Genomic DNA, 25,071 nt, shown 5'->3' with positions numbered 1-25,071 from the left:
TGGGGAATGCGCACCCCTTGTAGCCGTTATGGTGGTTGGTGTCGGTGTGGCATGTGTCCCCCGGGCCTACCCTTCGCCTTCGAGGAATACCGCCGGGCCGTTCCGGTCCGGGCATGGAGCTTCGTTGTGCCTTTCGCCGTGAGGCGACCACCACACCGGCTTGAACGCCGAGGCCCCGGCGAGATCGCGATCTCGCCGGGGCCTCGGCGTTCGTTCCGCCGCTCAGCGCCAAGGGCAGGTGGAAGTCGTCCATGTCCTCGGGCTCGGTCGGCCGGAGGCCGCCGCGGTCGCGCGTCCCAGCGTCCGGGGTGGGCGTCGCTGTGCGGTGGAGGAGGGCGGGGTCAGGCCGTGGCGGTGACGATCGCGGCGATGATCGCGCTCAGTGCGACGAGCGCGACGACGGCCGCGGCGGCGATGATCCTGGTGCGCCGGCGGCGCCGCCGGCGGGGCCGGGTCCTGCCGAGTTCCGCGAAACGATGGGCCAGCCGCGGGTCGTCCTCGCTGAGTCGGACCTCGATCTGCGCGAGGATTCGCCGCTCCTCCATCGACAGCGCCATGCTCATACCTCCGGGGGCGTTCAGGTGATTGCTTCCTCCCCCGGCTTCAAGATCATTATCCCCCCGCGGCGGTAACCGTCGCGCCCCGTGCGGGGGCGCTTTCGTGGTGCAGCCGGTCCAGTGCGGTGACGTAGTAGGTGTAGGTCTTCCCGGCCTTGGCGGCGGGGTCGATGACGCCTCCGCCGCGGACGGCGGCGACCAGTGTTCCGGGGTCGACGGGTGCGCATCCGGGTTTGCCGCCCTCCACCCGGTAGACCGCGTAGGCGGCCGCGCCCTTTGCGGGGCGCCACTGCACGCGCACGCCCTTGCCTTGGCTCTCGGCGGTGGCCCGCACCTCGCGGACGGCGGCGGGTGCGCGGCCGCCGCGCCCCTTGGCCTGAGGCGGGATCGCGGGCCGGGAGTAGTGGTCAGCGCGCAGGCGCTGGGCGAAGCCGTGCTTGTTGGCCGCCAGGCTGGAGGCGCTGAAATAGACGTCGCCGCGCACGGCCGGGTGGCGTCGGTTGAGGGTCAGGTGGCGTGACAGCTCGTCGGGCTTGCGCCAGACCGCGTCCTCGCCGACGCGGTAGGCGGCCTGTCCGATGGTCAGCTCGACGTCGGTGCCCTCGACCTGGTCGGCCCACCAGTCGACGAGCCCGGCGTAGTCGGCGCGCGCATCGCCTATGGGCCAGTACAGCTGGGGGGTGATGTAGTCGACCCACCCTTCCTTGATCCATTTGCGGGTGTCGGCGTACTGGTCGTCGTAGCTCTGCAGCGCCTTGGTGGGCGATCCGGCGGGGTCGGTGGTCTTGTTGCGCCACACGCCGAAGGGGCTGATCCCGAACCGCACCCAGGGTTTCGCGTCGTGGATCTTCTGCGAGAGGGAGCGGACCAGGGTGTCGACGTTCTGGCGGCGCCAGTCGGCCTTGCTCGCGCCCTTGCCGTAGGCCTTGTAGGCGGCCTGGTCGGGGTAGTCGGCGCCGCCCTCGGGATAGGGGTAGAAGTAGTCGTCGAAGTGGACGGCGTCGATGTCGTACTTGCGGACGACGTCCAGGACGGCCTTGGTGGCCAGGTCGCGGACCTGGGGCAGGCCGGGGTCGTACCACAGCCCCTTGCCGTACTTGCGGACCCAGTCGGGGTGCTGCCGGGCGGGGCTGTTGGGGGCGAGCTTGTTCAGGTCGTCCTGGCGGCTGATGCGGTAGGGGTTGAACCAGGCGTGGAACTCCAGGTTGCGCTTGCGGGCCTCTTTGAGCATGAAGTCCAGGACGTCGTAGCCGGGGTCCTTGCCGGGCGTCCCGGTGATCCATTGCGACCAGGGCTCATACGGTGAGCGGTAGAAGGCGTCGGAGTTGGGGCGGATCTGCACGAACACGGCGTTGAGGTTCATCGCCTGGGCCGTGTCGAGCAGCTTGCGGAAGTCGGCCTGCTGGCGTTCCCTGCTGCCCCTGGCCGCGTCCTTGGGCCAGTCGATCCCGGCGACGGTGGCGATCCACATGCCGCGCAGCTGCCGGGCGCGGGAGTCGCCCGGCGGTTTGATCGCCGCGCATTCGCCCTTGGCACCCGGCGGCGGGGCCTGTTCGGCGTCGGTGCCGCCGATGGCCGGCAGGCAGGCGGTCAGCGCCGCCGCGGCGAGCGCCGCGGCGGCGGAGTTGGTGAGGATCCCGGGTCGCCAAGTCATAGGCGAGCCATTGTTACGTATCCGTTGCGGTGCCATGGACGGAACACGCGGGTGCGCAGGTGAACGGGGGATGTCGGCGGCCGGTTTGCGATCATCGAACACCAGTTCTATCGTTCAGGTGTTCGAGAGGGGGTGTCGCCAGGTGCGCTGGGATCATCTGCGGCTGGACGAGGACGAGAGTGCGGCGGTGCCGTTGATCGAGCGGCAGGCGGTGGCGCGCACGTTCGACACCCCCGAGTTCCGCGGCATGACCTTCTACGAGGTGCACGCCAAAACGCTGATCAACCGGGTGCCGGCCGCCTCGCGGTCGCCGTTCCGGTGGACGATCAATCCGTACCGGGGGTGCTCGCACGCGTGCTCGTACTGCCTGGAGGGCGGGACGCCGGTGCTGACGGCCGACGGGAGCACCCGGCCGCTGCGGGATCTGCGTCCCGGCGACCGCGTCTGCGGCACGCGCGACACCGATGCCGGGCGGAGGCTGGTGGTGACCGAGGTCCTGGCCCGCTGGCGGACGTTCAGGCCCGCCTACCGGGTGGTGCTGGGCGGCGGCACCGAACTGGTGGCCGGCGGTGAGCACCGTTTCCTGACCGACCGCGGTTGGCGGCATGTCGCCGTGCACGGCGGCGGCCGCCCCGCGGGCGCCGGGGCGCTGTCGGCCGGAGACCGGCTCGTGGGGGTGGGCGGTGGTTTCGCCGAGCCGCCCAAGGACGACGCCGACTACCGGCGCGGCTACCTGTGCGCGATGGTGCGCTGCGGTGCGGGGGCGGGCGGTCACGTCCTGCACCGGCTCGCGGCGGCGGAGGCGCCGGTGCGGGACCGGGTACTGGAGTACCTGGCCGATTTCGGCGAGGTACCGGCCGGTGAGGTGGCGCGGTGGCCGCGGTGCCCGTCCGACGGCTGGTACAAGGGGTTCCTGGCCGGTGCGTATGACGCGGGCGTCCTGGGCCCCGTGCCGGGGCCGCTCTCCCCCGCGGTGCTGTCGCGTCTCGAGCGGGGCCTGGCCCGGCTGGGCCTGGCGGGGTGCGCGGGCGGGCCTTGCGGCGCGGTTGCGGCTGCTGCACACCCTCGATCCGGCGGGCGGGCGCGGCCGCGGCCTGGAGGGGGTGGCGCTGGAGGCCGAGGAAACGGTGGTGTCGGTGGAGCCGCTCGGGTTGGAGGCGGCGTTGTACGACATCACCACGGGGACGGGTGATTTCATCGCCGCCGGGGTGGTCTCGCACAACTGCTTCGCCCGGCGGACGCACGAGTACCTGGATCTGGACTCCGGCGCCGACTTCGATTCCAAGATCGTGGTGAAGGTGAACGCGGCCGAGCGGGTGCGCCGTGAGCTGGCGGCGCCGCGGTGGCGGGGCGAGCACATCGCGATGGGCACCAATGTCGACTGCTACCAGCGGGCAGAGGGCCGTTACCGGCTGATGCCGGGGATCCTGGAAGCGCTGCGGGACGCGGCCAACCCGTTCTCGATCCTGACCAAGGGGTCGCTGATCCTGCGGGATCTGCCGTTGCTGCTGGAGGCGCGGGAGCGTACCGAGGTGGGCACCGCGGTGTCGGTGGGGTTCGTGGACCGGGAGCTGTGGCGGCTGGTGGAGCCGGGGACGCCGGCGCCGGACCGGCGGCTGGAGGTGTGCGCGGCGCTGAACGAGGCGGGGATCGGGTGCGGAGTGCTGATGGGGCCGGTACTGCCGTATCTGACCGATTCGCCGCAGCAGCTGGAGGCGGCGGTACGGCGTATCGCCGAGGCCGGCGCGACGTCGGTGTCGGCGATCACGCTGCATCTGCGGCCGGGGGCGCGGGAGTGGTTCCTGGCGTGGCTGCGCCGGCATCACCCGGAGCTGGTGGCAGCGTACGCGCGGCTGTACGGGGGCCGCGCGTACGCTCCGCGGGAGTTCCAAGACCGGATCGCCGCCCGCGTGCGGGACCTGGCGGAGCGCCACGGCATAGGCCACCGAGCGCCACGCCCGATCCGCCGGCCCACCAGTGCGCCCGCCCGCCGCACCGCGCCTGAGCAACTCACGCTGCCCACCTGACCGCAGCGTGCGCAGGGACCGCGGCCCGTGGTCGCCGCCGACCGGGTCGATCACCATGTCGAGGCCACTGAGGCGTTGGGCGAAGTCCTCCTGTGTGTAATCGATGACCTCGTCGGCTCCCAGGGGCGCGGAGGCCTGCCGTGCACTTCCGGCGGCGGTCATCGGTGACCGGTCTTGGGCCGTGAGGCGGGACGCGTCCGTACCGCACGTGGTGCCGCTCCGGCCGCGCCGTCTCCGGCGCCGCCCTCAATCGTCGGCCGCGGGTTCGAGCCACCGAGGCCGGCTCGGTCGTCCGCGGTGCTGCGGTCAGGTGCTCAGTGGACGTGCTTGGCGGATGCGGTGGCCAGGGCCGGGTCGGGTGCGTCCGCGTCCTCCGGGGCGGGGAGGGGGCCTTCGGTGAGGCCGATGCGGTCGTGCAGGCGGCGCAGGGGTGCGGGGGCCCACCAGTTGGCGTGGCCGGCCAGGCGCATGAAAGCCGGGACCAGGACGCCGCGGATGAGGGTGGCGTCGACGATGACGGCCAGGGACATGCCGATGCCGAGTTGTTGGAGGAAGACCACGCGGCCGGTGGCGTAGGCGGCGAAGGAGACGGCCAGGATGAGGGCGGCGGCGGTGACGAGCGGGGCGCTGCGGGCGATGCCGAGCGGGACCGAGCCGGCGGGGTCGCCGGTGCGGTCGTACTCCTCCTTGATCCTCGACAGCAGGAACACCTCGTAGTCCATGGACAGGCCGTAGGCGATGCAGAACATCAGGATGGGGATGCTGGGCTCGATCGTCCCGGTAGGGGTGAAGCCGAGCAGTCCCGACAGGTGGCCTTCCTGGAACACCCATACCAGCGCGCCGAACATCACCGACAGGCTGAGCATGTTGAGGACGGTGGCCTTGAGCGGGGCGAGCACGCTGCCGGTCATCAGGAACAGCACCACCAAGGTGACCGCGACGATGAGGGCTGCGACGAGCGGGAGGCGTGCGGTGACGCCGTCGCGGTAGTCGGCAAGTTCCGCGGGGTAGCCGCCGACCAGGACCTTGTAGGGGGCGGGGGTGGAGCGGATGTCCCGTACGAGGCCGACGGGGTCGGAGGCGAGGCGGTCTGAGGTGGGGGCGGCCGACAGCCAGGTCCCGGTACCGGCGGGTGCGCTGTGGCGGGTCGCGACGGGGGCGGGGACCGGGCGGCCCTGGGCGTAGGATCCGGCGGCCGAGTCGACCCGCGCGATGCCTTGGACGCGGGAGAGCCGGGCGGCGTAGGCGCCGGTGGCGGCGGGGTCGGTGGCGGCGGGGACGTCGGGTGCGACGATCTGGAGGGCGTCGGCCTCCTCGACGGTGAAGGAGCTGCGGATCTGGTCGTACATCTGCCGGACCGGGGCCGAGGAGTTCAGGACGCGGTCGTCGGGCAGTCCGAATCGCACGCCGAGGAAGGGCGCGCCCAGCAGCAGGACGACGCCGAGGGCGGCGCCGCCCAGCAGCAGGGGGCGGCGCATGACGCGGGTGGCGGCGCCGTACCAGAACCCGCCGGTGCCCGCCCCGGTGCCGGACCGGGCGGCGTGGACGGGCGGGCGGCGGCGTTCGACGCGGTGGCCGAGGAGGGCGAGGGCGGCCGGCAGCAGGACGGTGGCGCCCAGGACGGCGGCGATGACGACGGCGACGCCGGCGTAGGCGAAGGAGGCCAGGAACGGGAAGGGGAAGGCCAGCAGCACCGCCAGGGAGGCGGCGACGGTGAGGCCGCTGAACAGGACGGTGCGCCCGGCGCCGCGGACGGTGCGGGCGACGGCGTCGGGGACGGTGGCGCCGCGGCGCAGTTCCTCGCGGAAGCGGAAGATGACGAACAGGCCGTAGTCGACGCCGAGGCCGATGCCCATGACCAGCGCGATGTTGGAGGCGAAGGTGGAGATCTCGGTGAAGGCGATGACGCCGCGCAGCAGCGCGAGGGAGCCGAGCACGGCGAACAGGCCGATGCCGAGGGTGACGAGCGCGGCGGCCAGGCGCCGGTAGACCGCCCACAGCAGGAGCAGCACCAGCGGCAGCACGATCGCCTCGGCGCGCAGGAAGTCCTGGCGGGCCTGCTGCATGACCTGGCGGAAGACCTCGTCGCCGCCGCCGACGCGGACGGTGATGTCGGCGTCGGCGCGGGTGAAGCGGGGGGTCAGTTCGGGCAGGAGGTCGCGGCGGACGCGGTCGGCGTCGCCGGGGATCCAGGCCATGATGAGGGCGTGGCGGGCGTCGCCGCTGCGCAGGGTGCCGGGGCCGCCGCGGGTCCAGTAGGACCAGGCGTCGCCGACTCCGGGGCGGGCGGCCAGTTCGGCCGTGAGGGCGCGGCCGGCGGCGGCGACCCGGGGCGTGTCGACGGTGCCGGTGCGCGCGGTGACCAGCAGTGTCACGTTGGGGGCGCCGGTGGAGTGGGTGCGGGCGAGGGCGTCGCGGGCGGCCATGGACGGTGAGCCGGGTGCTTCGAAGCGGTTGAGCGACAGCGCGTCGATGGTTCCGGCGCCGACGGCTCCGGCCAGGATCATCAGTGCCAGTCCGGCGGTGACGATCCAGCGGGCGCGGGCGACGAGGAACCGTCCGGGACGGAAGCGGGCGGGTGCGGGCGGTGCCGCCGGTGACGTGGGCGGGCCGAGGCTTGCGGACATGCGTCCCCCTGGACGATTATGCGAGTATCAACTCGTGTTCAAAGGGGGAGAATACGAGCAAGTACTCGTATTTGCAATACTCCTCGGGCCGGGCACCCGCGGGCGGGCGCTCGGTGCGGGTGCGGACGGGTGCGAGGAGGGGGCGGGGAGCGATGGGCGAGCAGGTGCGGGCGCCGCGGCGGCAGGCCCGCGGTGAGCGTCGGATCCAGGAGATCCTGGACGCGGCGGCGAAGGTGTTCGCCGAGGCCGGGTACGAGGCGGCCACGACCAACCGGATCGCCGCGGCGGCGGGGATCTCGCCGGGATCGCTCTACCAGTTCTTCTCCAACAAGGAGGCCATCGCGCAGGCACTGGCCGACCGTTTCGTGGAGCAGATGGGCCGGGCGCACCGGGAGGCGTTCGAGTCGGGTGATCTGGTCGGGCCGCTCCTGCCGGAGATGATCGACCGGATGCTGGATCCGATCCTGGCGTTCAACATCGCCAACCCCGGTTTCAAGGCGCTGTTCGCGCGGCCGGACATGCCCGCGGGACTGGCCTCGGCGGCGCGGCCGATCCAGACGGCGCTGCTGGGGCGGGTCGAGGCGGTGCTGGCGGCGCGGGCGCCGGGCGTGCCGGAGGGGGAACGGGCCCGCAGCGCCCGGGTGATGATCCAGATCTTCCAGGCGATGGTGCCGCTGGTCACCTCGTCGCGGGGGGACGAGCGCGAGGCGATGATCACCGAGGTGAAGAAGGTGCTGCGCGGCTATCTGGAGCCGCTGGAGCAGCGGCGGGCGTGACGGGCGTCCCGCGCTCGGCCGGACGATCCGGCAGGTGGGCGGCTTCTTCCGTCCCCACGTCCGGCCGCCCCGGGCCGCGTGGCGGCTCCGGGCGGCCGTCCAGGGGATGTCCCCGGCGACGGGCAGGACGGTGGACGGCGCCCTTTCAGGCCCGGGGCTCCTCGCCCGCGCCACGTCCCGCCATGCGCTGGCGGGAGTCGTCGTGGTCGGGTGAACGGCCGGGGGTCGCCTGGCCGGCCCCGGAGGCGCAGTGCGCGGCCGGGGCTTGGCGGTCCGGGCGGGCGGGCCGGTGGTGGGAGCGGCGGTCGTGGATGGTCAGGCCGGTGCCGCCGGGGGCCAGGTCGGGGCGCAGCAACAGGTCGTCGTCGTAGTCGCCGCCCAGTTCGCGGCGGTAGGGGATGGGGGCGTCGGTGTCCAGGCCGCGCAGCCGTCGGCTCAGGCGGGCGGCCCAGTGGGGGAAGCCGTCGCCGGTGAGGCGGTCGGCGCCGGGCACGGTCAGCGGCGGCAGCACGGACATGCCGGTGTACCAGAGGGTGCCATGCAGTAGCGGGAACAGCAGTTCTTCCATGTCGCCGTGTATGCCGCGCGCTGCCAGGCCGGTCGAGCGGGCGCCGGCGGTGACCACGACCAGGGCGCGTTTGCCGGCGAGGTTGCCCGCGCCGTAGCGCAGGGTGCGGCCCTGCTCATCGGTGACGCCGAAGGCGAAGCCCTGGACGAAGACGCGGTCGAACCAGCCCTTGAGGATGGCGGGCATCCCGTGCCACCACAGCGGGAACTGGAGCACCACGGTGTCGGCCCAGGCGAGTTTGTCCTGTTCGGCGCGGATGTCGGCGCTGAGGGTGCCGGCGGCGTGCGCGTGTTCGGACTCGGCGCCGACCAGCAGCCGCCGGCCGGGGTCGTGGCCGAAGTCGGCGGCGTCGACGACGGGGTTCCAGTCCATGACGTAAAGGTCCGATTGGCGCACCTGGTGGCCGAGCTCGCGCAGGGTGCGCAGACCCTGGTCGCGCAGGGCGCCGTTGAGCGAGCGCGGTTCGGGGTGGGCGAAGACCCACAGGACGTTCACGGTGTCCGCCTCCTTGCAGTCGAAGCCGTCCGGTCGTGTTCCATGCTGGCGCGCGGGCGCGGGCGTCACGAGTGGCCTGATGGCCATGATGTGCAAGGATCGGGCCATGGAGCGTGTGGCGGTTCTGGTGCGGGACGGTGTGCTGCCGATGGAGCTGGGGATCGTCCACCAGCTGTTCGGGGAGGCGCGCGAGGCGCCGGGCGGCGCGCGTTTGTACGAGGTGGTGACGTGCGCGCCGGTGCCGGGGCGGGTGCGGACCGACGCCGATTTCACGGTGCTGGTGGAGCACGGGCCGGAGGTGCTGGCGGGGGCGGGGACGGTGATCGTCCCGGCCTCGCACGAGCAGGACGAGCGGTCGGCGCGGCTGCCGGGGCCGGTGGCGGCGGCGATGGCGGCGATCGGGCCGGACACGCGGGTGGCGTCGGTGTGCACGGGCGCGTTCGTGCTGGCGGCGGCGGGGCTGCTGGAGGGGCGGCGGGCGACCACGCACTGGCGTTCGTGCGCGCGGTTCGCCGAGCTGTTCCCGTCGGTGGACCTGGATCCCGATGTCCTCTACACCGATGGCGGGCGGGTGCTGACCTCGGCGGGCGAGGCGGCGGGGATCGATCTGTGCCTGCACATGATCCGCCGTGATCATGGGGCGGCGGTGGCGAACGAGGTGGCGCGCCGCACGGTGGTGCCGCCGCATCGGGAGGGCGGGCAGGCGCAGTTCGTGCCGCGGCCGGTGGCCGAGCCGGGGGTGGCGTGGACGGGGGCGGCGCGGGCGTGGGCGCTGGAGCATCTGGACCGGCCGCTGACGTTGCGGGAGCTGGCGGGGCGGGAGTCGATGAGCGTGCGGACCTTCACCCGGCGGTTCCGGGAGGAGGTGGGGGTGTCGCCGGGGCGGTGGCTGGTGCGGCAGCGGGTGGAGCGGGCACGGCAGCTGCTGGAAGAGACCGACATGCCGGTGGACCGGGTGGCGGTCGAGGCGGGTTTCGGAACGGGGGCGTCGCTGCGCCAGCACATGCAGGCGGCGCTGGGGGTCTCCCCCAGCGCCTATCGCGTCACCTTCCGCGGCGTCCATTCGCCGGAAGGCGATCTGGACGGCCGTTCCGACGATGTCGGCGCGGGGGCGGGCGGGGCCAGTTGAGGCTGAACCGTCCCCGGCCCTTGCCCCCGGTCCGCTTGGACCGGGGGCAAGGGCCGGGGTGCCCGCGGGATGCGGGTCAGGTGCGGGCGCCGACCAGGTCGGGCGGGACGGAGACGGCGGGGGTGCCTTCCTGGTTGTGCTGGTCGGCCCAGGCGGTCAGGGCGGTGCGGCAGGCGTGATCGAGGTGGCGCACGCCTGACAGGTCCAGTTCGATGGGCCGGTCGCGGGGCAGGGCTTCGAGGGTGCCGAGCATTTTGGGCAGCCGCAGGAAGGTGGCGTTGCCGGTGAGGGCGACGTGGACGGGGCCTTCGCCGTCGTCGGTGACCTCCAGGTGGACGTGGGAGGTGTCCCAGGCGGTCTTGAGGACGGCCAGCAGCAGGCCCAGCAGGACGCCCTCGAACAGGTTGAGCGCGACCACGGCGACGGCCGTGCAGACCAGGACGACGGCCTCGCCGCGGTGCCGCCGCCACAGCGGGCGGAGTTCGGCGGTGGGCAGGAGCTTCCAGCCGGCGTGGACCAGGACGCCGGCGAGGGCGGCCAGGGGGATGAGGCCGAGCGCGGCGGGCAGGAGCGCGGCGAACAGCAGCAGCCACAGGCCGTGCAGGACGCGGGCGGCCTTGGTGCGGGCGCCGGCCTGGACATTGGTGGCGCTGCGGACGATGACGGCGGTCATGGGCAGGGCGCCCAGGGCGCCGCAGACGGTGTTGCCGGCGCCTTGGGCGATGAGTTCCTTGTCGTAGTCGGTGCGGGGGCCGTCGTGCATGCGGTCGACGGCGGCGGCGCTGAACAGGCTTTCGGCGGAGGCGATGAGGGCGAAGGCGACGATGGTGCCCAGCCCGGCCAGTTCGGTGAGCGGGGCCAGGTCGTCCAGGCCGGGCGGCTGGATCGCGCTGAGCAGGCCCTGGACCTGAAGGCGGTCGACGGGCAGGTCCAGGACGGGGACGGCGGCGGTGGCCAGGGCGACGGCCGCGAGCGGGCCGGGCACGACGCGGATGCGAGCGGGCAGGTGCGGCCAGGCCAGCAGGACGGCGATGGTGGCGGCGCCGAGGCCGAGGGAGGCCGCGGCGGCGGGGGTGGCCAGGGCGTCGCCGAGCAGGCCGGGCAGTCCGGCGAGCTTGGCCAGGCCGGAGCCGGGGGCGGTGACGCCGGCCATGGCGTACAGCTGGCCGGCGATGATGGTCAGGCCGATGCCGGCGAGCATGCCTTCGACGACGGCGACGGAGATGGCGCGGAACCAGCGGCCCATCCGCAGGGCGCCCAGGATCAGCTGGAGCAGTCCGGCGGCCAGGACCAGGGTGCCCAGGGCGGCGACGCCGTAACGCTGGACGGCTTCGAAGACCAGGACGGTCATGCCGGCGGCGGGCCCGGAGACCTGCAGGCTGCTGCCGGGCAGCAGTCCGGCGACCAGCCCGCCGACGATGCCGGTGATGAGTCCGAGTTCGGCGGGCACGCCGGAGGCGACGGCCACTCCCGCGCACAGCGGCAGGGCGACCAGGAACACGACGAGTGAGGCGGCGATGTCACGCCGCCAGGTGGTGGCGGTCATGGGGTTCCCCGATTCGGCTGGTGGAGCGGTCAGAGCGGCTGGAAGGCGCCGTCGGCGGGCCGGTGCGCGGACACGGTGCCGGTATCGACCTCGTAGAACCAGCCGTGCAGGCCGATGCGGCCCTGGCGCAGGCGGTCGGCGACGCAGGGGTAGCCGCGCACGCGGTCGAGCTGGGCCAGGACGTGCCGGCGGACGGCTTCGGACAGTTCGGCCCGCGCCCGTGCCGGGCCGTCGGCGGCGGTGGCCGGGCCGTCGCCGGGTGCCTGGTCGGGGGTGGTGGCGGGGTGGCTGAGCCAGCCGTCCATGGCAGGCACGTGGGACAGGTCGTCCCCGCGGACGCGGGCGGCGACGGCGGCGCACTGGGAGTGGCCGCAGACGATGATGTCGGCGACGCCGAGGACCTCGACGGCGAATTCGATGGTGGCGGCCTCGCCCGAGGGGCGGCCGAGGTCGTAGCGGGGCACGATGCCGCCGGCGGTGCGCAGTTCGAACAGGTCCCCGGGTGCCGCCCCGGTGATCAGGGAGGGCACGACGCGGGAGTCGGAGCAGGTGATGAACAGCGCCAGGGGCGACTGGCCGTCGGCCAGGGGCGCCAGGGACGGGCCGTCTGCGGCCATGCGGTCGCGGAAGGAGCGGGCGTGTTCGACGAAAGAGCGCATGCTGAAATCCCCCAAGGTGTGCCGCGGTCGGGCGGCCACGTCGATGGAGCGGGCATCGGTCGTGTGATGCGTTCGCGCGCGCCGCGTGACGCCGCGGCCACGGTGTGGTCATGGTGCGGTCGCGGTGTGATCGTGGTGCGGTCGCGGCCGTGGGACGGCGGGCGCGCTGATGCTGCGAGGCGAACGGGCCGGTCGTCGGCGGACCCTGCCCGGTGCTCCCGTCGTGCCGATCCGATGGGATCGGCACGGCCGTCACCGCCTGCCGGTTCCGCCTGTCACACGGTCGGCCGCGGTGGCGGGACCGTGGGCCGCGGTCTCAGCCGCGTGGTGCGGCCGACACGCTGGCGGGCACGGTGGCACGCACGTCTCGCGCACTGGGGTGTGTGCGGCGTGGCGCGCCGGGTGGCGGGATCGGCGGGGTGCCGGGCGGTGGGATCGCCTCACCGGCGGACCTGTCAGCAGCGGAAGACCTGTAGGAAGGCGCGGGTATCCCCCGCGGTCCTGTGGCGGGACGCACGGGGGCGCCCGTCATGGTCGCGGGGTTGGACGGCGGCTCTGGCGCGGCGGTCGTCCAGGTAGGGCTGGGAAAGGTCGTCGGGGGTTTTGAGCAGTCGGATGTCGGAGACGGTGCAGCGCAGCCGGATGTGGGAGTGGCCGACGCCCTCGCGGGGTCGTTCGTGCTCCTCGCACACGCTGATCAAGACCCTGGCCGCCGCGGCGGCGGCCCTGCCGGACGCTGAGGCCTCGCCGGGGCCGAAGGGGTCGGCGGCCCGACTCGAACCGGTTTCGGGACCGGTTTCGGGACCGGTTTCGGGACCGGCCGCGAGGCTGCCCGCACCCGCCATGGCGGGTGCGGGCAGCGCGGGGCCGGTGGTGGCGCCGCTGGACACGGCCGCGCCGAGCGTGAGCAGCATGCCCACGCCGAGCAGCAGGACCAGCGCCGTCCGGAGGGACGCGGCGGTGGAGCATGGCCCGTGGCACCGGGTCACGCGCACCTCCCCCTCCGCGGTCTCGCCGATGGGCGCACCGGTGCGCGCCCCTGTTGATCTTCCCCCATCGACAATAGTGGTCAGCGTGTTACGACGGTATTGCTTTCCGTATAACGGCGTGCGAAACGACGCTCACCCTCCGGGTTGACGGCGTTACCGCCAGAGTCCGCTTACCCTCAGGCGTGCTCGGTGTCCAGTTCGACGGGCTCGGCGATGACGTCGACCAGGGCGCCGTTGCGCAGGACGGTGATCTGCAGGGGGCGTCCGATCGCCTCGGCGAACATGAGCCGCTGCAGGCTCTGGGCATGGCTGACCGGTGCATCGCCGGCGGTGAGGACCAGGTCGCCGGCGCGCAGCCCGGCGCGGGCGGCGGGGCTGCCGGCGACCACGTCGGCGACCCGCAGCGCCTCGTCCTGCCCGAGCCGCGGGCGCAGCGCCGCGGGGACGGGGACGGGCGCGGCGACCAGGCCGAGGAAGGCGCGGCGGACCCGGCCGTCGCGCATCAGCGACCCGATGATGCGGCGGGTGGTGGCGTTGATGGGCACGGCCAGGCCGAGACCGATCCCGGCGACGGCGGTGTTGACGCCGACGACGCGTCCCGAGGAGTCGGCCAGGGCACCGCCGGAGTTGCCGGGATTGAGGGCGGCGTCGGTCTGGATGACGTCCTCGATGACCCGGGCGGCGTTGCCGCTGCGGGCGGGCAGGGAGCGGCCCAGCCCGCTGACCACGCCCGCGGTGACCGATCCGGCCAGGCCGAAGGGGTTGCCGACGGCGACGACGAGCTGCCCGGCGACCAACCGGTCGCTGTCGCCGAGGGTGGCGGGGCCGGGGGTGGCGCCATCGGCGCGGATCACGGCCAGGTCCGACAGCGGGTCGGTGCCCACGACGGTGAAGGAGACGGTGGTGCCGTCGGCGAAGGCGGCCTGCCCGCCGCGGGATCGTCCGACGACGTGGGCGTTGGTGAGCAGGAAGCGGTCGGCGGTGAAGACGACCGCCGAGCCGGCCCCCTCACGTCCGCCGTGCCGTACGCGCAGCGCCGCCACGCGCGGGGTGAGTTCGCGGGCGACGGCCGAGACCACGCGGGAGTAGGCGTCCAGCGGCGTCTCTCCGGCGTCGCCGGGCGGCCGGGGTTCCTGAGGTTCGAAGCTCATCGCACCTTCCGATGATTACATGGTTACACGGCAACACCGAAAGGTGAAGAAACCTTCCCGTCCGATCGATCGGGGCGGCGGACGGACGGCGGGCACGGTCGCGGGCGCGGGTGCGCCTCCGCCGGTCGTTGATCTTGCTGGAATGCCGGCCGGCGGGTCGGCCGCGGCCGCATAATCGGGGAATGGATGATCAAGTGAGCCTCCGGCCGGTGCGGGAGGCGGATCTGGCGGTACTGGAGTCGCTGACCGAGAACCCGGAGGTCACGGGCGAGTTCGCGTGGTTCGGATACGGCGACCCGATGCGCTACCGGCGATCGTGGGCCGAGAACGCGCTACTGGGGCCGGAGGGCGGCACGCTGATGGTGGCCGGCGACACCGGCTCGCTGGGGTTCGTGAGCTGGGGGCGGCGGCGCACTACGCGGTCCTCGTACTGCTGGGTGCTGGGGATCGCGATGCTCCCGGACGCGCGGGGCCGCGGGCTCGGGACGCAGGCGCACCGGCTGCTGGCCCGATACCTGTTCGACCACACCACGGCGCACCGGCTCGAGGCCGACACCGAGACCGGCAACGTGGCCGAGCAGCGGGCGCTGGAGAAGGCGGGGTTCGTCCGGGAGGGGATCATGCGCGGGTGCGCGTGGCGGGACGGGGCGTGGCGGGACGGGGTCATCTACAGCCTGTTGCGCACCGACCCCCGCCCCTGACCCCCGGGATCGGCCCGGAGGTCCGGGCGCGGGGCTCGGCGTTCCGGGCCCGCCGGGCGGGTAGAGATCGTTAGGGTCGGAGGCATGGTGATTCCCGGGCAGGCGTCCCCGCAGCCGGTGGTGCTCGAGCGCGCCGAGGGGCGCGGCGGAGAGCTGGTGCTGCGCCGGGCGCCCGGCGGCCACCACGAGATCATCAGCAACGGGGTGTTCCTGATGGACACCCGCAACGGCGAGTCCGAGCGGCTGCTGGTGCGGGCCGCGGCCGCCGGGCTGGACGGTCCGGTGCGGGTCCTGATCGGCGGCCTGGGCGTGGGCTTCTCGCTGGCCGAGGCGGTGCGGCTGCCGGGCGTGGTCGAGGTGGTCGTGGTGGAGCGCGAACCGGCCGTGATCGCCTGGCATCGCGGCCCGCTGGCGGCGTGGTCGGGCGGTGCGCTGGAGGATCCGCGGGTGCGGGTGGTGTGCGGCGACCTGGTCGACTGGCTGTCCCCCGGCACGACGGCCGTGGAGGGCGGCGGCGCCCGGTTCGACATGGTGTGCCTGGACATCGACAACGGCCCCGAATGGACGGTCACGCCCGGCAACGCCCGCCTGTACGGGCCGGGCGGGTTGGAGTCGCTGCGCACCCGGCTGACCCGGCGCGGCGTCCTGGCGGTGTGGAGCGCGGGCGCCGCACCCGCGTTCGAGACGCTCCTGCGGGAGCGGTTCGCGCACGTGGAGGTCGTGCCGGTACCGGTCCCGCGCGGCGAGCCCGACGTGGTCTTCCTCGCCCGCGACCGGCCCGGGCCGAGCGCGTAGGCGCGAGCACTCCGAAGGGGGCCGACAAAGCCGGAGCCGCCGGTTCTGTAGACCCGCACATGTCCGGGAAACGACCGGTTCGCTAGGTTTCGGCCAGGAACAAACTCCTTGGAGGGACTTGTGGCTACCGTCCACGCAGCCCGGCGGCGCGATACCGTCCTGGGCGACCTGCTGCCCGGATCCCTGGCCCGCGACACCTCGCTGGTGGCGGGCTCGGCCCTGCTCGTGGGCCTGGCCGCCCAGATCGCCGTGCCGCTGCCGGGCACCCCCGTCCCGGTGACCGGGCAGACCTTCGCCGTGCTCCTGGCCGGCGCCGCCCTCGGCTGGGGCCGCGCCGCGCTGGGCATGGCCCTCTACCTGGCGGCCGGGATGGCGGGCGTGCCCTGGTTCGTCGACGGCCAGTCCGGCACCGGCATCCCGACCCTGGGGTATGTGATCGGGTTCGTGGTGGCCGCCGCGGTGGTGGGCCGCCTGGCCGAGCGCGGCGGGGACCGCACCCCGGTCCGCACGGTCGGCACGATGCTGCTGGGCACCGCGATCATGTACGCGGCGGGCGTGCCGTACCTGATGGCCTCGCTGGGCGTCGACCTGGGCAGGGCCCTGGAACTGGGCGTCACACCGTTCCTGGCCGGTGACGCGCTGAAGGTGCTGCTGGCCGCCGGCCTGCTGCCCGCCGCCTGGGCGCTGGTCGGCCGCCGCGCCCGCACCGACTGACCACCCGAAGCCCGCGACGGGCACGGCGGAACGCGGCGCGCGCCGGCAGGGCGCGCGCCGCGCCCTCGCCGCGCCCTCGCCGCGCCCTCGCCGCGCCCTCGCCGCGCCCTCGCCGCGCCGACCACGAGCGGGATGGCCGGATGTGGCACATACCTCACGGGGACCGCCCGGCACGCCTGTTTGAACAGGTTCAACTCTGTCGTAGAGTGGCACCCGTGAACCTGGCCGTGAGCGCACCCGACCGCTTGGTCGTACGCACCGTCCACATCCCCGACCCCGGCGACCTCATCGCCCGCCTCCCCCACCCCGCCGCACTGGCCTGGATCCGGCACGGCGAAGGGATCGTGGGCTGGGGCGAGGCCGCGCGCCTGGAACCGCCCGGCGGCCCCGACCGCTTCGCCGTCGCCGCGCGGTGGCTCCGCGAGGTCTTCGGCACCGCCTCCATCGACGACCCCCTCCGGCTGCCGGGCACCGGCCCCGTCGCCTTCGGCGGCTTCGGATTCGACCCCAAGTCGCCCGACTCGGTCCTCATCGTCCCCCGCTGGATCCTGGGCCGCCGCGACGGCCACGCCTGGCTCACCACCGTCGGCACCGACGGCGACCCCCTCGCACTCCTCCACCCGCCCCACCCCACCACCCGGCTGACCTGGAGCGACGGCGCCCTCACCGCACCCGGCTGGGAACGCGCCGTCGCCGCCGCCGTCGACCGCATCCGGGACGGCCGGCTCGGCAAGGTCGTCCTCGCCCGCGACCTGCACGCGCACGCCGACGAACCCATCGACGCCCGCGTCCTGCTGCGCCGCCTCGCCGCCGCCTACCCCGGCTGCTACACCTTCTCCTGCGCCGGGCTCGTCGGCGCCACCCCCGAACTGCTCATCCGCCGCACCGGCGGCACCCTCGACTCCCTCGTCCTGGCCGGCACCACCGCACGCGGCACCGGCCCCGCCGACGACGCCGCCCGCGCCGCCCGCCTCTTCGCCTCCGCCAAGGACCGCCAGGAACACGCCTACGCCGCCGAGATGGTCCGCGACGCACTCGCCCCGCTGTGCGCCGAACTCACCGTCCCCGACGAACCCGAGCTGCTCACCCTCGCCAACGTCATGCACCTGGCCTCGGCCGTCCACGGCCGCCTCGACACCGACCGCTCCGTCCTGGACGTCCTGGCCGCCCTGCACCCCACCCCCGCCGTCTGCGGCACCCCCACCGACACCGCACTCCAGCTCATCCGCGAACTGGAAGGCATGGACCGCGGCCGCTACGCCGGCCCCGTCGGCTGGGTCGACTCCCGCGGCGACGGCGAATGGGGCATCGCACTGCGCTGCGCCCAGATCGAAGGCACCCGCGCCCGCCTGTTCGCCGGCTGCGGCATCGTCGCCGACTCCGCCCCCGCCGCCGAACTCGCCGAGGCGCAGAGCAAGTTCCGCGTGATGCAGTACGCCCTCGAAGGCTGACCCCGCCCCGCTCGCCTCACACGGACCCCTTTTCCGCCGGAACGTCACCGACCGCCCGAATTGGGAAAGATGCCGCCCATCTGCGATCATGGCCGACGGTGACCACGGGACGGCCCGGCAGCGAACCCGGGGCCACACGCGCACCCGGCCGTCCCACGACGCGGCACCCGCGCGCGACACACCCGCGCGCCAGACGCACGCCAACGAAAGAGAAGGAACGTGGACGTCGAACGGACCGCGCTGCCCGGCATCGGCCTGCAGCATGTCCTCACCACCGGCCGCGGCCGCCAGATCGGGGTCGTCTCCCACCGCACCGGACGCAAGGACCTGGTCATCTACGACAAAGACGACCCCGACAGCTGCGTCGTCACCGTCAAACTCAGCACCGAAGAGGCCAACGCCATCGCCGAACTGCTGGGCACCGGACGCGTCGTGGAACGCCTCGCCGACCTGCACCGCCAGGTCGAAGGCCTCATCACCGAACAGATCCCCATCGCCCCCGGCTCCCCCTACGCCGGACGCCCCCTCGCCGACGCCCGCGTCCGCACCCGCACCGGCGCCTCCATCGTCGCCATCGTCCGCGACGGCCACGTCAAGGCCAGCCCCCGCCCCGACGCCCCCATCGAAGCCGGCGACATCGTCGTCGTCGTAGGCACCGACGAAGGCGTCGCCGCCGTCACCGCCATCTTCGACCAGGGATGACCCCCGGCCCCACCCCCCGGGCCGGGCCGACCGCCGACGACCACGCCGACGGATAGAGAACCATGCACACCGCCGTACAACTGATCGAGCTCGGCGCGATCATCCTCGCCCTCGGACTCCTGGGCGCGATCTCCACCCGCTTCTCGATCTCCCCCATCCCGCTCTACCTCCTGGCCGGACTCGCCTTCGGCTCCGGCGGCATCCTCCCCCTCGGCGCCAGCGAGGACTTCGTCGCCATCGGCGCCGAAGTCGGAGTCATCCTCCTGCTGTTCACCCTCGGCCTGGAGTACACCGCCGGCGAACTCGTCGGCACCCTCCGCACCTCCGCCCCGGTCGGCCTCCTCGACCTGGCCCTCAACGCCGCCCCAGGCGTCATCGCCGCCCTCCTCCTCGGCTGGGGACCCGTCGCCGCCGTCGCGATGGGCGGCATCACCTACGTCACCTCCTCCGGCATCACCGCCAAAGTCATCGGCGACCTCGGCTGGCTCGGCAACCGCGAAACACCCGCGGTCCTGTCCGTACTGGTCTTCGAAGACCTCGCCATGGCCGCCTACCTCCCCATCCTCACCGCCCTCCTCGCCGGCGCCGGACTCATCGGCGGCGCCACCGCCCTCGGCATCTCCGCCGTCACCATCGCGATCATCCTCTACGTCGCACTCCGCCACGGAAACCTCGTCGAACGCTTCGTCGCCAGCCCCAGCGAAGAAGTCCTCCTGCTCAAGGTCCTCGGCCTCACCCTCCTGGTCGCCGGCATCGCCCAGCAACTCCAGGTCTCCGCGGCCGTCGGCGCCTTCCTCGTCGGCATCGCCCTGTCCGGCCCCCTCGCACACACCGCCCAGAAGATCCTCTCCCCTCTGCGCGACCTGTTCGCGGCCGTATTCTTCGTCTTCTTCGGCCTGCACACCGACCCCGGCGACCTGCCCCCCGTCCTGGGCATCGCCGCTCTCCTCGCGCTCGCCGGCATCGCCACCAAACTCGGCACCGGCTGGATGGCCGCACGCCGCGCCGGCGTCGCCCTCACCGGACGACTCCGCGCCGGCGCCGCCCTCACACCCCGCGGCGAATTCAACATCGTCATCGCCGGACTGGCCGTCTCCGCCGGCACCAACGCCCAGCTCGGCCCGCTGGCCGCCGCCTACGTCCTCATCCTCGCCGTCGCCGGCCCTCTCCTGGCCCGCACCGCCGAACCCCTCGCCCACGCCATCCGCGGCAGACGCGCCCCACACCCCCGCCACGACGACGACCCCGACGAGATCCCCGCCCCGGAGGCCGAGGCCAAGGCCGAAGCCAACCGATAGAAACGGCTACACCGCCTGGCACACAGGGCACCAGAACAGGTTCCGCCCCGCCACCACCTCGGTACGCACCTCAGAACCGCACACCAGACACGGCAACCCCGCACGCCGGTACACGTACACCTCACCGCCGTGCTCATCCACCCGCGGCGGACGGCCCATGGCCTCCGGCGTGTGCTCGGGACGCACCGTGTCGATCCGCTCCGCCCGGACCCCGTCGGCCATCAGCACCACCAGGTCGTCCCAGATCGCCGACCACTGCCCACGGCCCAGCGCACTCCCCTGCACCAGCGGGTGAACCCCCTGCCGGAACAGCACCTCGGCCCGGTAGATGTTCCCCGGACCCGCCACCACCGACTGATCCATCAACAACACCGCGACACTCGTCCGCGACCGCGCGATCCGCCGCCAGGCCAGCTCCGGATCGGCATCGGCCCGCAACGGATCGGCCCCCAGCCGATCCCGCAGCACCTTCACCTCGCCGCGATCCAGCACCTCACACGCATTCGGCCCACGCAGGTCCGCGTACCCCGCCGCACCCGTCAACCGCAACCGCACCGCACCCACCGGCGCCGGAGCAGGCCCCGTCCCGAACGTGTACTTGCCATAGATCCCCAGATGCACGTGCAGCACCCGGTCCCCGTCCTCACCGAACCCCACGAGCAGATGCTTCCCATGCGCGTCGGCGTCCCGCAGCATCAGACCGTCCAGCAGACGCGCACCCTCGGCGAACCGCCCCTGCGGACTCGACGCGCACACACGCAGGCCGCCGAACATCCGCAGATGCTCGGCGGCCAGACGGTGAATCGTGTGACCTTCAGGCATGACCGATCAGCATAGGCGCCTCACGACCGCAGCGGCTCCCCAACGTCGTGCATGTGCCGCAGCGCCTGCCCGTAGGAGTCCAGCAGCCCCGTCTCCGCGTACGCCAGCCCCACCCGCTCACAGTGCTCGCGCACCAGCGGCTGCAACTTCCGCAGGTTCGGCCGCGCCACGCTCGGGAACAGGTGATGCTCGATCTGGTAGTTCAACCCGCCAAGCAGGTAGTCGTTCACCGCACCACCGCGCACGTTCCGCGACGTCAGCACCTGCCGCCGCAGATGATCCCACCGCTCGTCCGGCCCCGGCATCGCCATCCCCTTGTGATTGGGCGCGAACGCACTCCCCAGATGCACCCCGAACAGCCCCTGGTGCAGCAGCATCAAAGCCACCGCCTTACCCGGCGACAGCAATGCGAACGCCAGCCCCACATACCCCGCAGTGTGCGCGGCCATCAACGACCCCTCCAGCACCCGGTCACGCACCGGGAGCCGCTTGAGATCCAGCGCACTGCTCACCTTCAGGTTCAGCCCCTCCAGCAGCAGCAACGGAAAGAACAACCACGCCTGCCGGCGCGTCATCCACTCCGCCAGCCCGCTGCGCCGCGCCGCCGCCTGCTCCCGCGTCCACACGAACACGCCCTCGCCCACATCGGGATCCTTATCGACATGGTTGGGATTGGCGTGATGCCGGTTGTGCTTGTCGTTCCACCACCCGTACCCCATGCCCAGCATCAGGTTCCCCAGCAGGTACCCCAGCCACCGGTTCGCCCGATGCGACTTGGCGATCTGCCGATGGCCCGCGTCATGCCCCAAGAACCCGGTCCGCGCCGACAGCACCGCCAGCGGAACCCCCAGCAGCACCACCCACCACGACGCCCCCCACCACCCGACGGCGGCCCACGTCCCCGCCGTGGCCGCCACGTTCGCGCCGATCGCCCACGCGTAGTAACCGCGCCGCCGCTCCAGCAACCCGGCCTCACGCACCTGCCGCGCCAGCGGGCCGAAGTCGCTGGCACCGGAACGACGGCCCGGCCGGGCCTCAAGGCTGACGGTCATGCGGGGCCTCCCTTTCACGGGGGGTCGGCAGGCGGAAGCGCTCGGACGAACGCGACCGAGGGAAACAGCACTCCGAAGGCTAGAGGGCCCAAGATCAGTGGGTCACCCCGCCGCAGAGCCATCTCCACCCTGGCTCGCAGGTCTCATCTCCCACCCGCCCGACTCACGCCGCAAGGGGGGTGCCGTCCACGTTCCCTACGCCACGCGGCGACGTCCCGCCGCCCCACAGACCGGGTGACAATCCCCGCAGACCCGGCATATAGGCTCAGAGGTCATGAACGCGCGCTCACGGTGGATCGATCTGGACGGGGCTGTCAACGTCCGCGACCTCGGCGGACTCCCCACGGCCGACGGCCGGACGACACGGCGCGGCCGGGTGCTGCGCTCCGACAACCTGCAAGGGCTGACCGTCTCCGACCTACGGGTCCTGCTCGACGACTACGAACTCAAGAACGTCATCGACCTGCGCAGCACCGCCGAGGTACGCCTGGAAGGCCCCGGCCCGCTGACCCGGACCCCCTCGATCACCGTGCACCACCTGTCGCTGTTCCCCGAGGGCGGCCGGCACACGGACGTGGCCGCCGACACCCCCGCGTCCGGCAACGGCGAAGTCGACATCGACAAGGTACTGCCTTGGCAGAACCGCAACGAAGACGCCGCCGAGAGCGACCGCTCGATCGGCCACTACCTCGGCTACATCCGCGACCGCGCCGACTCCATCGTCGCGGCGCTGCGCGTGATGACCCGTTCCGACGGCGCGGCCCTGGTGCACTGCGCGGCGGGCAAGGACCGCACGGGCGTGGTCTGCGCGATGGCGCTGGAGATCGCCGGCGTGACCCGGGAGGCGATCGTCGCCGACTACGCCCAGAGCGGCGAACGCATCGAGGCGATCCTGACCCGGCTGCGCGCCAGCGACACCTACGCGGCCGACCTGGACTCCCGTCCCGCCGACAGCCACGTCCCACGCCCGGTGAGCATGGAGAAGTTCCTGGCCAAGGTGGACGAGGAGCACGGCGGCACCCTGACGTGGCTGGCCGACCATGGCTGGTCCCCCGAGGACACCGAATCACTCCGGGGCCGTCTTCTCAATTGAGGTTCGTGGTAGGGGGCTTCGCGAATAAATTCACGAAGCCCCCTACCTTTACGCTGTAAGTTTCAAGCATCCGCACCGTTCGGGTCCCAGTAGGCCTGACCTGCGGAGGCGTTCTTTGCAGCGAGCCAGGGGCGGACGGTGCGGCCAGGTACCGGATAACCGCGCCTCATCCGAGGCCGACGGCCGACCTGACCAGCGCTCATGCCTATTTCGCCCCTGGTGTGGCGATCCTTGACGGCCCTGGTGACACCCTCTCGAGCGCGGGATCGTCAAGACCCCCCACCCTCCGAGATCACGACAGGTAGCCGCCGTCGATGTCGAGGACGGCGCCTGTGATGAAGGAGGCGTTCGGACCGGCCAGGAAGGCGATGCCCGCCGCGATCTCCTCCGGGGTGCCGAAGCGCCCCATCGCGTTGGCGGCGCGCTGGACGTCCGCGAAGGCACCGTTTGCCGGATTCATGTCGGTGGCCACCGAACCGGGTTGGACGACGTTGACGGTGATGCCGCGAGGCCCCAGGTCGCGGGCGGCGCCTTTGCTGTAGCCGACGATGCCGGCTTTGGTGGCGACGTAATCGGCCACGCCCGGGTATCCAGTGCGAGTGGCCTGCATGGAACCGACACTGATGATGCGTCCGCCGTCCTGCAGGACGAGGGCGGCGGCTCGGATGGCGGCGGTGACACCGCCGAGGTTGACGGCCAGTTGCCGGTCGAGCGTGGCCGGGTCGGCCTCGGCGTCGTCGACCTGGCCGGTGGCGAACACCGCGGCGTTGTTGATCAAAATGTCGAGCCGTCCGAATTCGGCGGCCACGCGATTCACCAGTTCGGCGACCTGGCGCGGGTCGCCCTGGTCGGCTCGGAGGGCGACGGCGCGCCCGCCCATGCCTTCGAGCGCGCTCACCACTTCGCCGGCTCTTCCTGCGGATTCGCTGTAGCTGATCGCCACCGCGGCGCCGTCCGACGCCAGCGCGTGGGCGGTCGCCGCGCCGATGCCTCGCGAACCACCGGTGACCAGGGCGGCCTTGCCGCTCAACGGTCGATCCGTCATACCCATGGGTGATCTGTCTCCTTGCGTGGTCGTCAGTGGTGGGCGGCCGGTTCCTTGGGGGCGGGCGTGGCGGCGGGACGGCGGTCGCGCCGCAGCGAGTAGAGCGCGATGAGCAGGCCCGCGACGGTGAGGACGGCGGCGACCGGGTAGATCGAACGCGGCCCCGGACCGTCGATGAGCCGTCCGCCGAGCCACCCGGCGAACGCGGCGGCGAGCTGGAAGCCGGAGGCGTTGACGGCGACGGCCAGGGTGGGGGCGGCCTGGGCGGTGGTCATCACCCGGGTCTGCATGCCCGGAATGACCGCGAACGCCAGGACGCCGAGCACGAACCACAGCACGCCGGCGGGTGCCTGGTGGCCGCTCGCCGGCCAGCCCATCGCGAGCACGCCTGCCAGCACGGCCAGCAGACCGGCGAGCGAGGGCATGAGTGCCTTGTCGGCCAACCAGCCGCCCAAGAAGTTGCCGATCACGGCGCCGGCTCCGTATACCAGCAGCAGCACCGGCACCGCCCCGGCGGAGAACCCGCTGACGTCGACGGCCAACGGGGCCAGGAAGCTGAAGGCGGTGACGACCCCCAGGTTCCCCGCCGCGGTCAGGACGATGGCGAGCACGACGTCCCGGCGTGTGAACACGCGCAGTTCGCCGAGCAGCGAGCCGACGCTCGGTGCGGGCCGGTCGGGGACGGACCGCAGCACCGGCACCAGGGCGGCGGCGCTGAACGCGGCGATCGCGGCGAAGGTCGCCCGCCAGCCGAGGTTCTGGCCGATGACGGTGCCCAGCGGAGTCCCGGCGATCATCCCCAGGTTCATCCCGAGCGTCAGCCTCGCCACTGTGGAGGCCTGCCTGCCCGGAGGGGCGGTGGAGACGGCGGTGGCGATCGCCACGGCGAAGAAGGTGGCCACCACCAGACCTGCGGCGAAGCGCGCGGCCAGCAGGATCGGGTAGGTGGGGGCGAGGGCCGACGCGCCGTTCCCGGCGATGGAGGTGACGACGAGCCCGGCGATGAGCGGGCGGCGGGGCAGCCGCGCGGTCAGTGTCGTGATCAGCGGCCCTCCGACGATCATGCCGAGGGCGTACGCGCTGACCAGCAGTCCCGCCGACGGGATCGACACCGACAGATCGCGCGCCACGTCCGGCAGGATCCCCGCGATGACGAACTCCCCGGTGGTCAGGCCGAAGACCACGAGCATGAGCGAGAAGACCAGAAGCGGCATGCCGCC

Annotated in this window: 23 protein-coding genes and 1 pseudogene; 11 read left to right on the top strand and 13 right to left on the bottom strand. The window is 73.0% G+C overall.

All coding sequences use genetic code 11. The annotated features are described in order from the left end of the window. Positions 1-341: 341 nt before the first annotated feature. Positions 342-557, bottom strand: a complete 216-nt coding sequence (locus ABD340_RS31960) for a DUF3040 domain-containing protein (RefSeq protein ID WP_344594040.1) — start codon at positions 555-557, stop codon at positions 342-344. A gap of 55 nt (positions 558-612) precedes the next feature. Then, entirely contained in the window at positions 613-2,211 is a 1,599-nt protein-coding gene (locus ABD340_RS31955; protein WP_344594039.1) for a glycoside hydrolase family 10-like protein, read from the bottom strand. 142 nt (positions 2,212-2,353) lie between these two features. On the opposite strand from ABD340_RS31955, the gene ABD340_RS31950 reads away from it, so the two are divergent. Together ABD340_RS31950 and ABD340_RS31945 are read left to right on the top strand one after the other, a co-directional pair. Further along, the gene (locus ABD340_RS31950) at positions 2,354-3,403 is read left to right on the top strand and encodes a hypothetical protein (RefSeq protein WP_344594038.1); all 1,050 of its coding nucleotides are present in this window, start codon (positions 2,354-2,356) and stop codon (positions 3,401-3,403) included. Beyond that, on the top strand, positions 3,342-4,238 hold the full coding sequence (locus ABD340_RS31945) for an Rv2578c family radical SAM protein (protein WP_425547485.1): 897 nt from the start codon (positions 3,342-3,344) through the stop codon (positions 4,236-4,238). The genes ABD340_RS31950 and ABD340_RS31945 overlap by 62 nt, the downstream gene beginning before the upstream one ends. Here ABD340_RS31945 and ABD340_RS31940 read toward each other — a convergent pair. Both ABD340_RS31940 and ABD340_RS31935 read right to left on the bottom strand, forming a co-directional pair. Then, positions 4,197-4,400: pseudogene (locus ABD340_RS31940) on the bottom strand (zinc-binding dehydrogenase); the annotation flags it as partial. The gene ABD340_RS31945 and the pseudogene ABD340_RS31940 overlap by 42 nt on opposite strands. A gap of 152 nt (positions 4,401-4,552) precedes the next feature. Next, positions 4,553-6,865: an MMPL family transporter gene (locus tag ABD340_RS31935; protein WP_344594037.1), complete on the bottom strand. Its 2,313-nt coding sequence runs from the start codon at positions 6,863-6,865 to the stop codon at positions 4,553-4,555. A gap of 152 nt (positions 6,866-7,017) precedes the next feature. On the opposite strand from ABD340_RS31935, the gene ABD340_RS31930 reads away from it, so the two are divergent. Then, positions 7,018-7,641 (top strand): TetR/AcrR family transcriptional regulator, encoded by a 624-nt coding sequence (locus ABD340_RS31930; protein WP_344594035.1) that lies wholly within the window; start codon positions 7,018-7,020, stop codon positions 7,639-7,641. Positions 7,642-7,786: 145 nt separating this feature from the next. On the opposite strand, the gene ABD340_RS31925 is transcribed toward ABD340_RS31930, so the two are convergent. Then, a complete protein-coding gene (locus ABD340_RS31925) occupies positions 7,787-8,791 on the bottom strand; it encodes an NAD(P)H-dependent oxidoreductase (protein ID WP_425547484.1) in 1,005 nt (334 codons plus the stop codon). Positions 8,792-8,810: 19 nt separating this feature from the next. Between ABD340_RS31925 and ABD340_RS31920 the strand changes: the two genes are divergently transcribed. Beyond that, complete coding sequence (locus ABD340_RS31920; protein ID WP_344594033.1) at positions 8,811-9,833, top strand: GlxA family transcriptional regulator; 1,023 nt, start codon at positions 8,811-8,813, stop codon at positions 9,831-9,833. A 76-nt stretch (positions 9,834-9,909) separates the two neighbouring features. On the opposite strand, the gene ABD340_RS31915 is transcribed toward ABD340_RS31920, so the two are convergent. The 4 genes from ABD340_RS31915 to ABD340_RS31900 all read right to left on the bottom strand — a co-directional run bounded on the left by ABD340_RS31915 (position 9,910) and on the right by ABD340_RS31900 (position 14,178). Next, the gene (locus tag ABD340_RS31915) at positions 9,910-11,379 is read right to left on the bottom strand and encodes a SulP family inorganic anion transporter (RefSeq protein ID WP_344594032.1); all 1,470 of its coding nucleotides are present in this window, start codon (positions 11,377-11,379) and stop codon (positions 9,910-9,912) included. A gap of 29 nt (positions 11,380-11,408) precedes the next feature. Next, entirely contained in the window at positions 11,409-12,038 is a 630-nt protein-coding gene (locus ABD340_RS31910; RefSeq protein WP_344594031.1) for a carbonic anhydrase, read from the bottom strand. Between the two features lie 455 nt (positions 12,039-12,493). Further along, entirely contained in the window at positions 12,494-13,027 is a 534-nt protein-coding gene (locus ABD340_RS31905; RefSeq protein ID WP_344594030.1) for a hypothetical protein, read from the bottom strand. Between the two features lie 176 nt (positions 13,028-13,203). After that, the gene (locus tag ABD340_RS31900; protein ID WP_344594028.1) at positions 13,204-14,178 is read right to left on the bottom strand and encodes a S1C family serine protease; all 975 of its coding nucleotides are present in this window, start codon (positions 14,176-14,178) and stop codon (positions 13,204-13,206) included. A 182-nt stretch (positions 14,179-14,360) separates the two neighbouring features. On the opposite strand from ABD340_RS31900, the gene ABD340_RS31895 reads away from it, so the two are divergent. From ABD340_RS31895 to ABD340_RS31870, 6 genes are all read left to right on the top strand, one after another. Further along, positions 14,361-14,879: a GNAT family N-acetyltransferase gene (locus ABD340_RS31895; protein WP_344594027.1), complete on the top strand. Its 519-nt coding sequence runs from the start codon at positions 14,361-14,363 to the stop codon at positions 14,877-14,879. 84 nt (positions 14,880-14,963) lie between these two features. Then, positions 14,964-15,674, top strand: coding sequence for a spermine/spermidine synthase domain-containing protein (locus ABD340_RS31890; protein ID WP_344594026.1), 711 nt, complete (start codon positions 14,964-14,966; stop codon positions 15,672-15,674). Positions 15,675-15,794: 120 nt separating this feature from the next. Continuing rightward, positions 15,795-16,388: a biotin transporter BioY gene (locus tag ABD340_RS31885; RefSeq protein WP_344594024.1), complete on the top strand. Its 594-nt coding sequence runs from the start codon at positions 15,795-15,797 to the stop codon at positions 16,386-16,388. 215 nt (positions 16,389-16,603) lie between these two features. Further along, entirely contained in the window at positions 16,604-17,839 is a 1,236-nt protein-coding gene (locus ABD340_RS31880) for an isochorismate synthase (RefSeq protein WP_344594023.1), read from the top strand. 219 nt (positions 17,840-18,058) lie between these two features. Next, positions 18,059-18,541, top strand: coding sequence for a cation:proton antiporter regulatory subunit (locus ABD340_RS31875; protein WP_344594022.1), 483 nt, complete (start codon positions 18,059-18,061; stop codon positions 18,539-18,541). Between the two features lie 62 nt (positions 18,542-18,603). Next, positions 18,604-19,839, top strand: coding sequence for a cation:proton antiporter (locus ABD340_RS31870; RefSeq protein WP_344594020.1), 1,236 nt, complete (start codon positions 18,604-18,606; stop codon positions 19,837-19,839). Positions 19,840-19,845: 6 nt separating this feature from the next. On the opposite strand, the gene ABD340_RS31865 is transcribed toward ABD340_RS31870, so the two are convergent. Further along, on the bottom strand, positions 19,846-20,661 hold the full coding sequence (locus tag ABD340_RS31865) for an Fpg/Nei family DNA glycosylase (protein WP_344594019.1): 816 nt from the start codon (positions 20,659-20,661) through the stop codon (positions 19,846-19,848). 20 nt (positions 20,662-20,681) lie between these two features. Then, on the bottom strand, positions 20,682-21,713 hold the full coding sequence (locus tag ABD340_RS31860; protein WP_344594018.1) for a fatty acid desaturase family protein: 1,032 nt from the start codon (positions 21,711-21,713) through the stop codon (positions 20,682-20,684). 274 nt (positions 21,714-21,987) lie between these two features. Here ABD340_RS31860 and ABD340_RS31855 point away from each other — a divergent pair, with 274 nt between their 5' ends. Further along, positions 21,988-22,806 (top strand): tyrosine-protein phosphatase, encoded by an 819-nt coding sequence (locus ABD340_RS31855; RefSeq protein ID WP_344594016.1) that lies wholly within the window; start codon positions 21,988-21,990, stop codon positions 22,804-22,806. A 292-nt stretch (positions 22,807-23,098) separates the two neighbouring features. Here ABD340_RS31855 and ABD340_RS31850 read toward each other — a convergent pair whose 3' ends face one another. Together ABD340_RS31850 and ABD340_RS31845 are read right to left on the bottom strand one after the other, a co-directional pair. Further along, positions 23,099-23,836, bottom strand: coding sequence for an SDR family NAD(P)-dependent oxidoreductase (locus ABD340_RS31850; RefSeq protein ID WP_344594015.1), 738 nt, complete (start codon positions 23,834-23,836; stop codon positions 23,099-23,101). Positions 23,837-23,883: 47 nt separating this feature from the next. After that, complete coding sequence (locus ABD340_RS31845) at positions 23,884-25,065, bottom strand: MFS transporter (protein WP_344594013.1); 1,182 nt, start codon at positions 25,063-25,065, stop codon at positions 23,884-23,886. Between the last annotated feature and the right edge of the window lie 6 nt (positions 25,066-25,071).

The organism is Actinomadura vinacea (assembly GCF_039532545.1).
Classification (GTDB): Bacteria; Actinomycetota; Actinomycetes; order Streptosporangiales; family Streptosporangiaceae; genus Spirillospora; species Spirillospora vinacea.
This window is presented reverse-complemented; position numbering and strand designations above follow the sequence as displayed.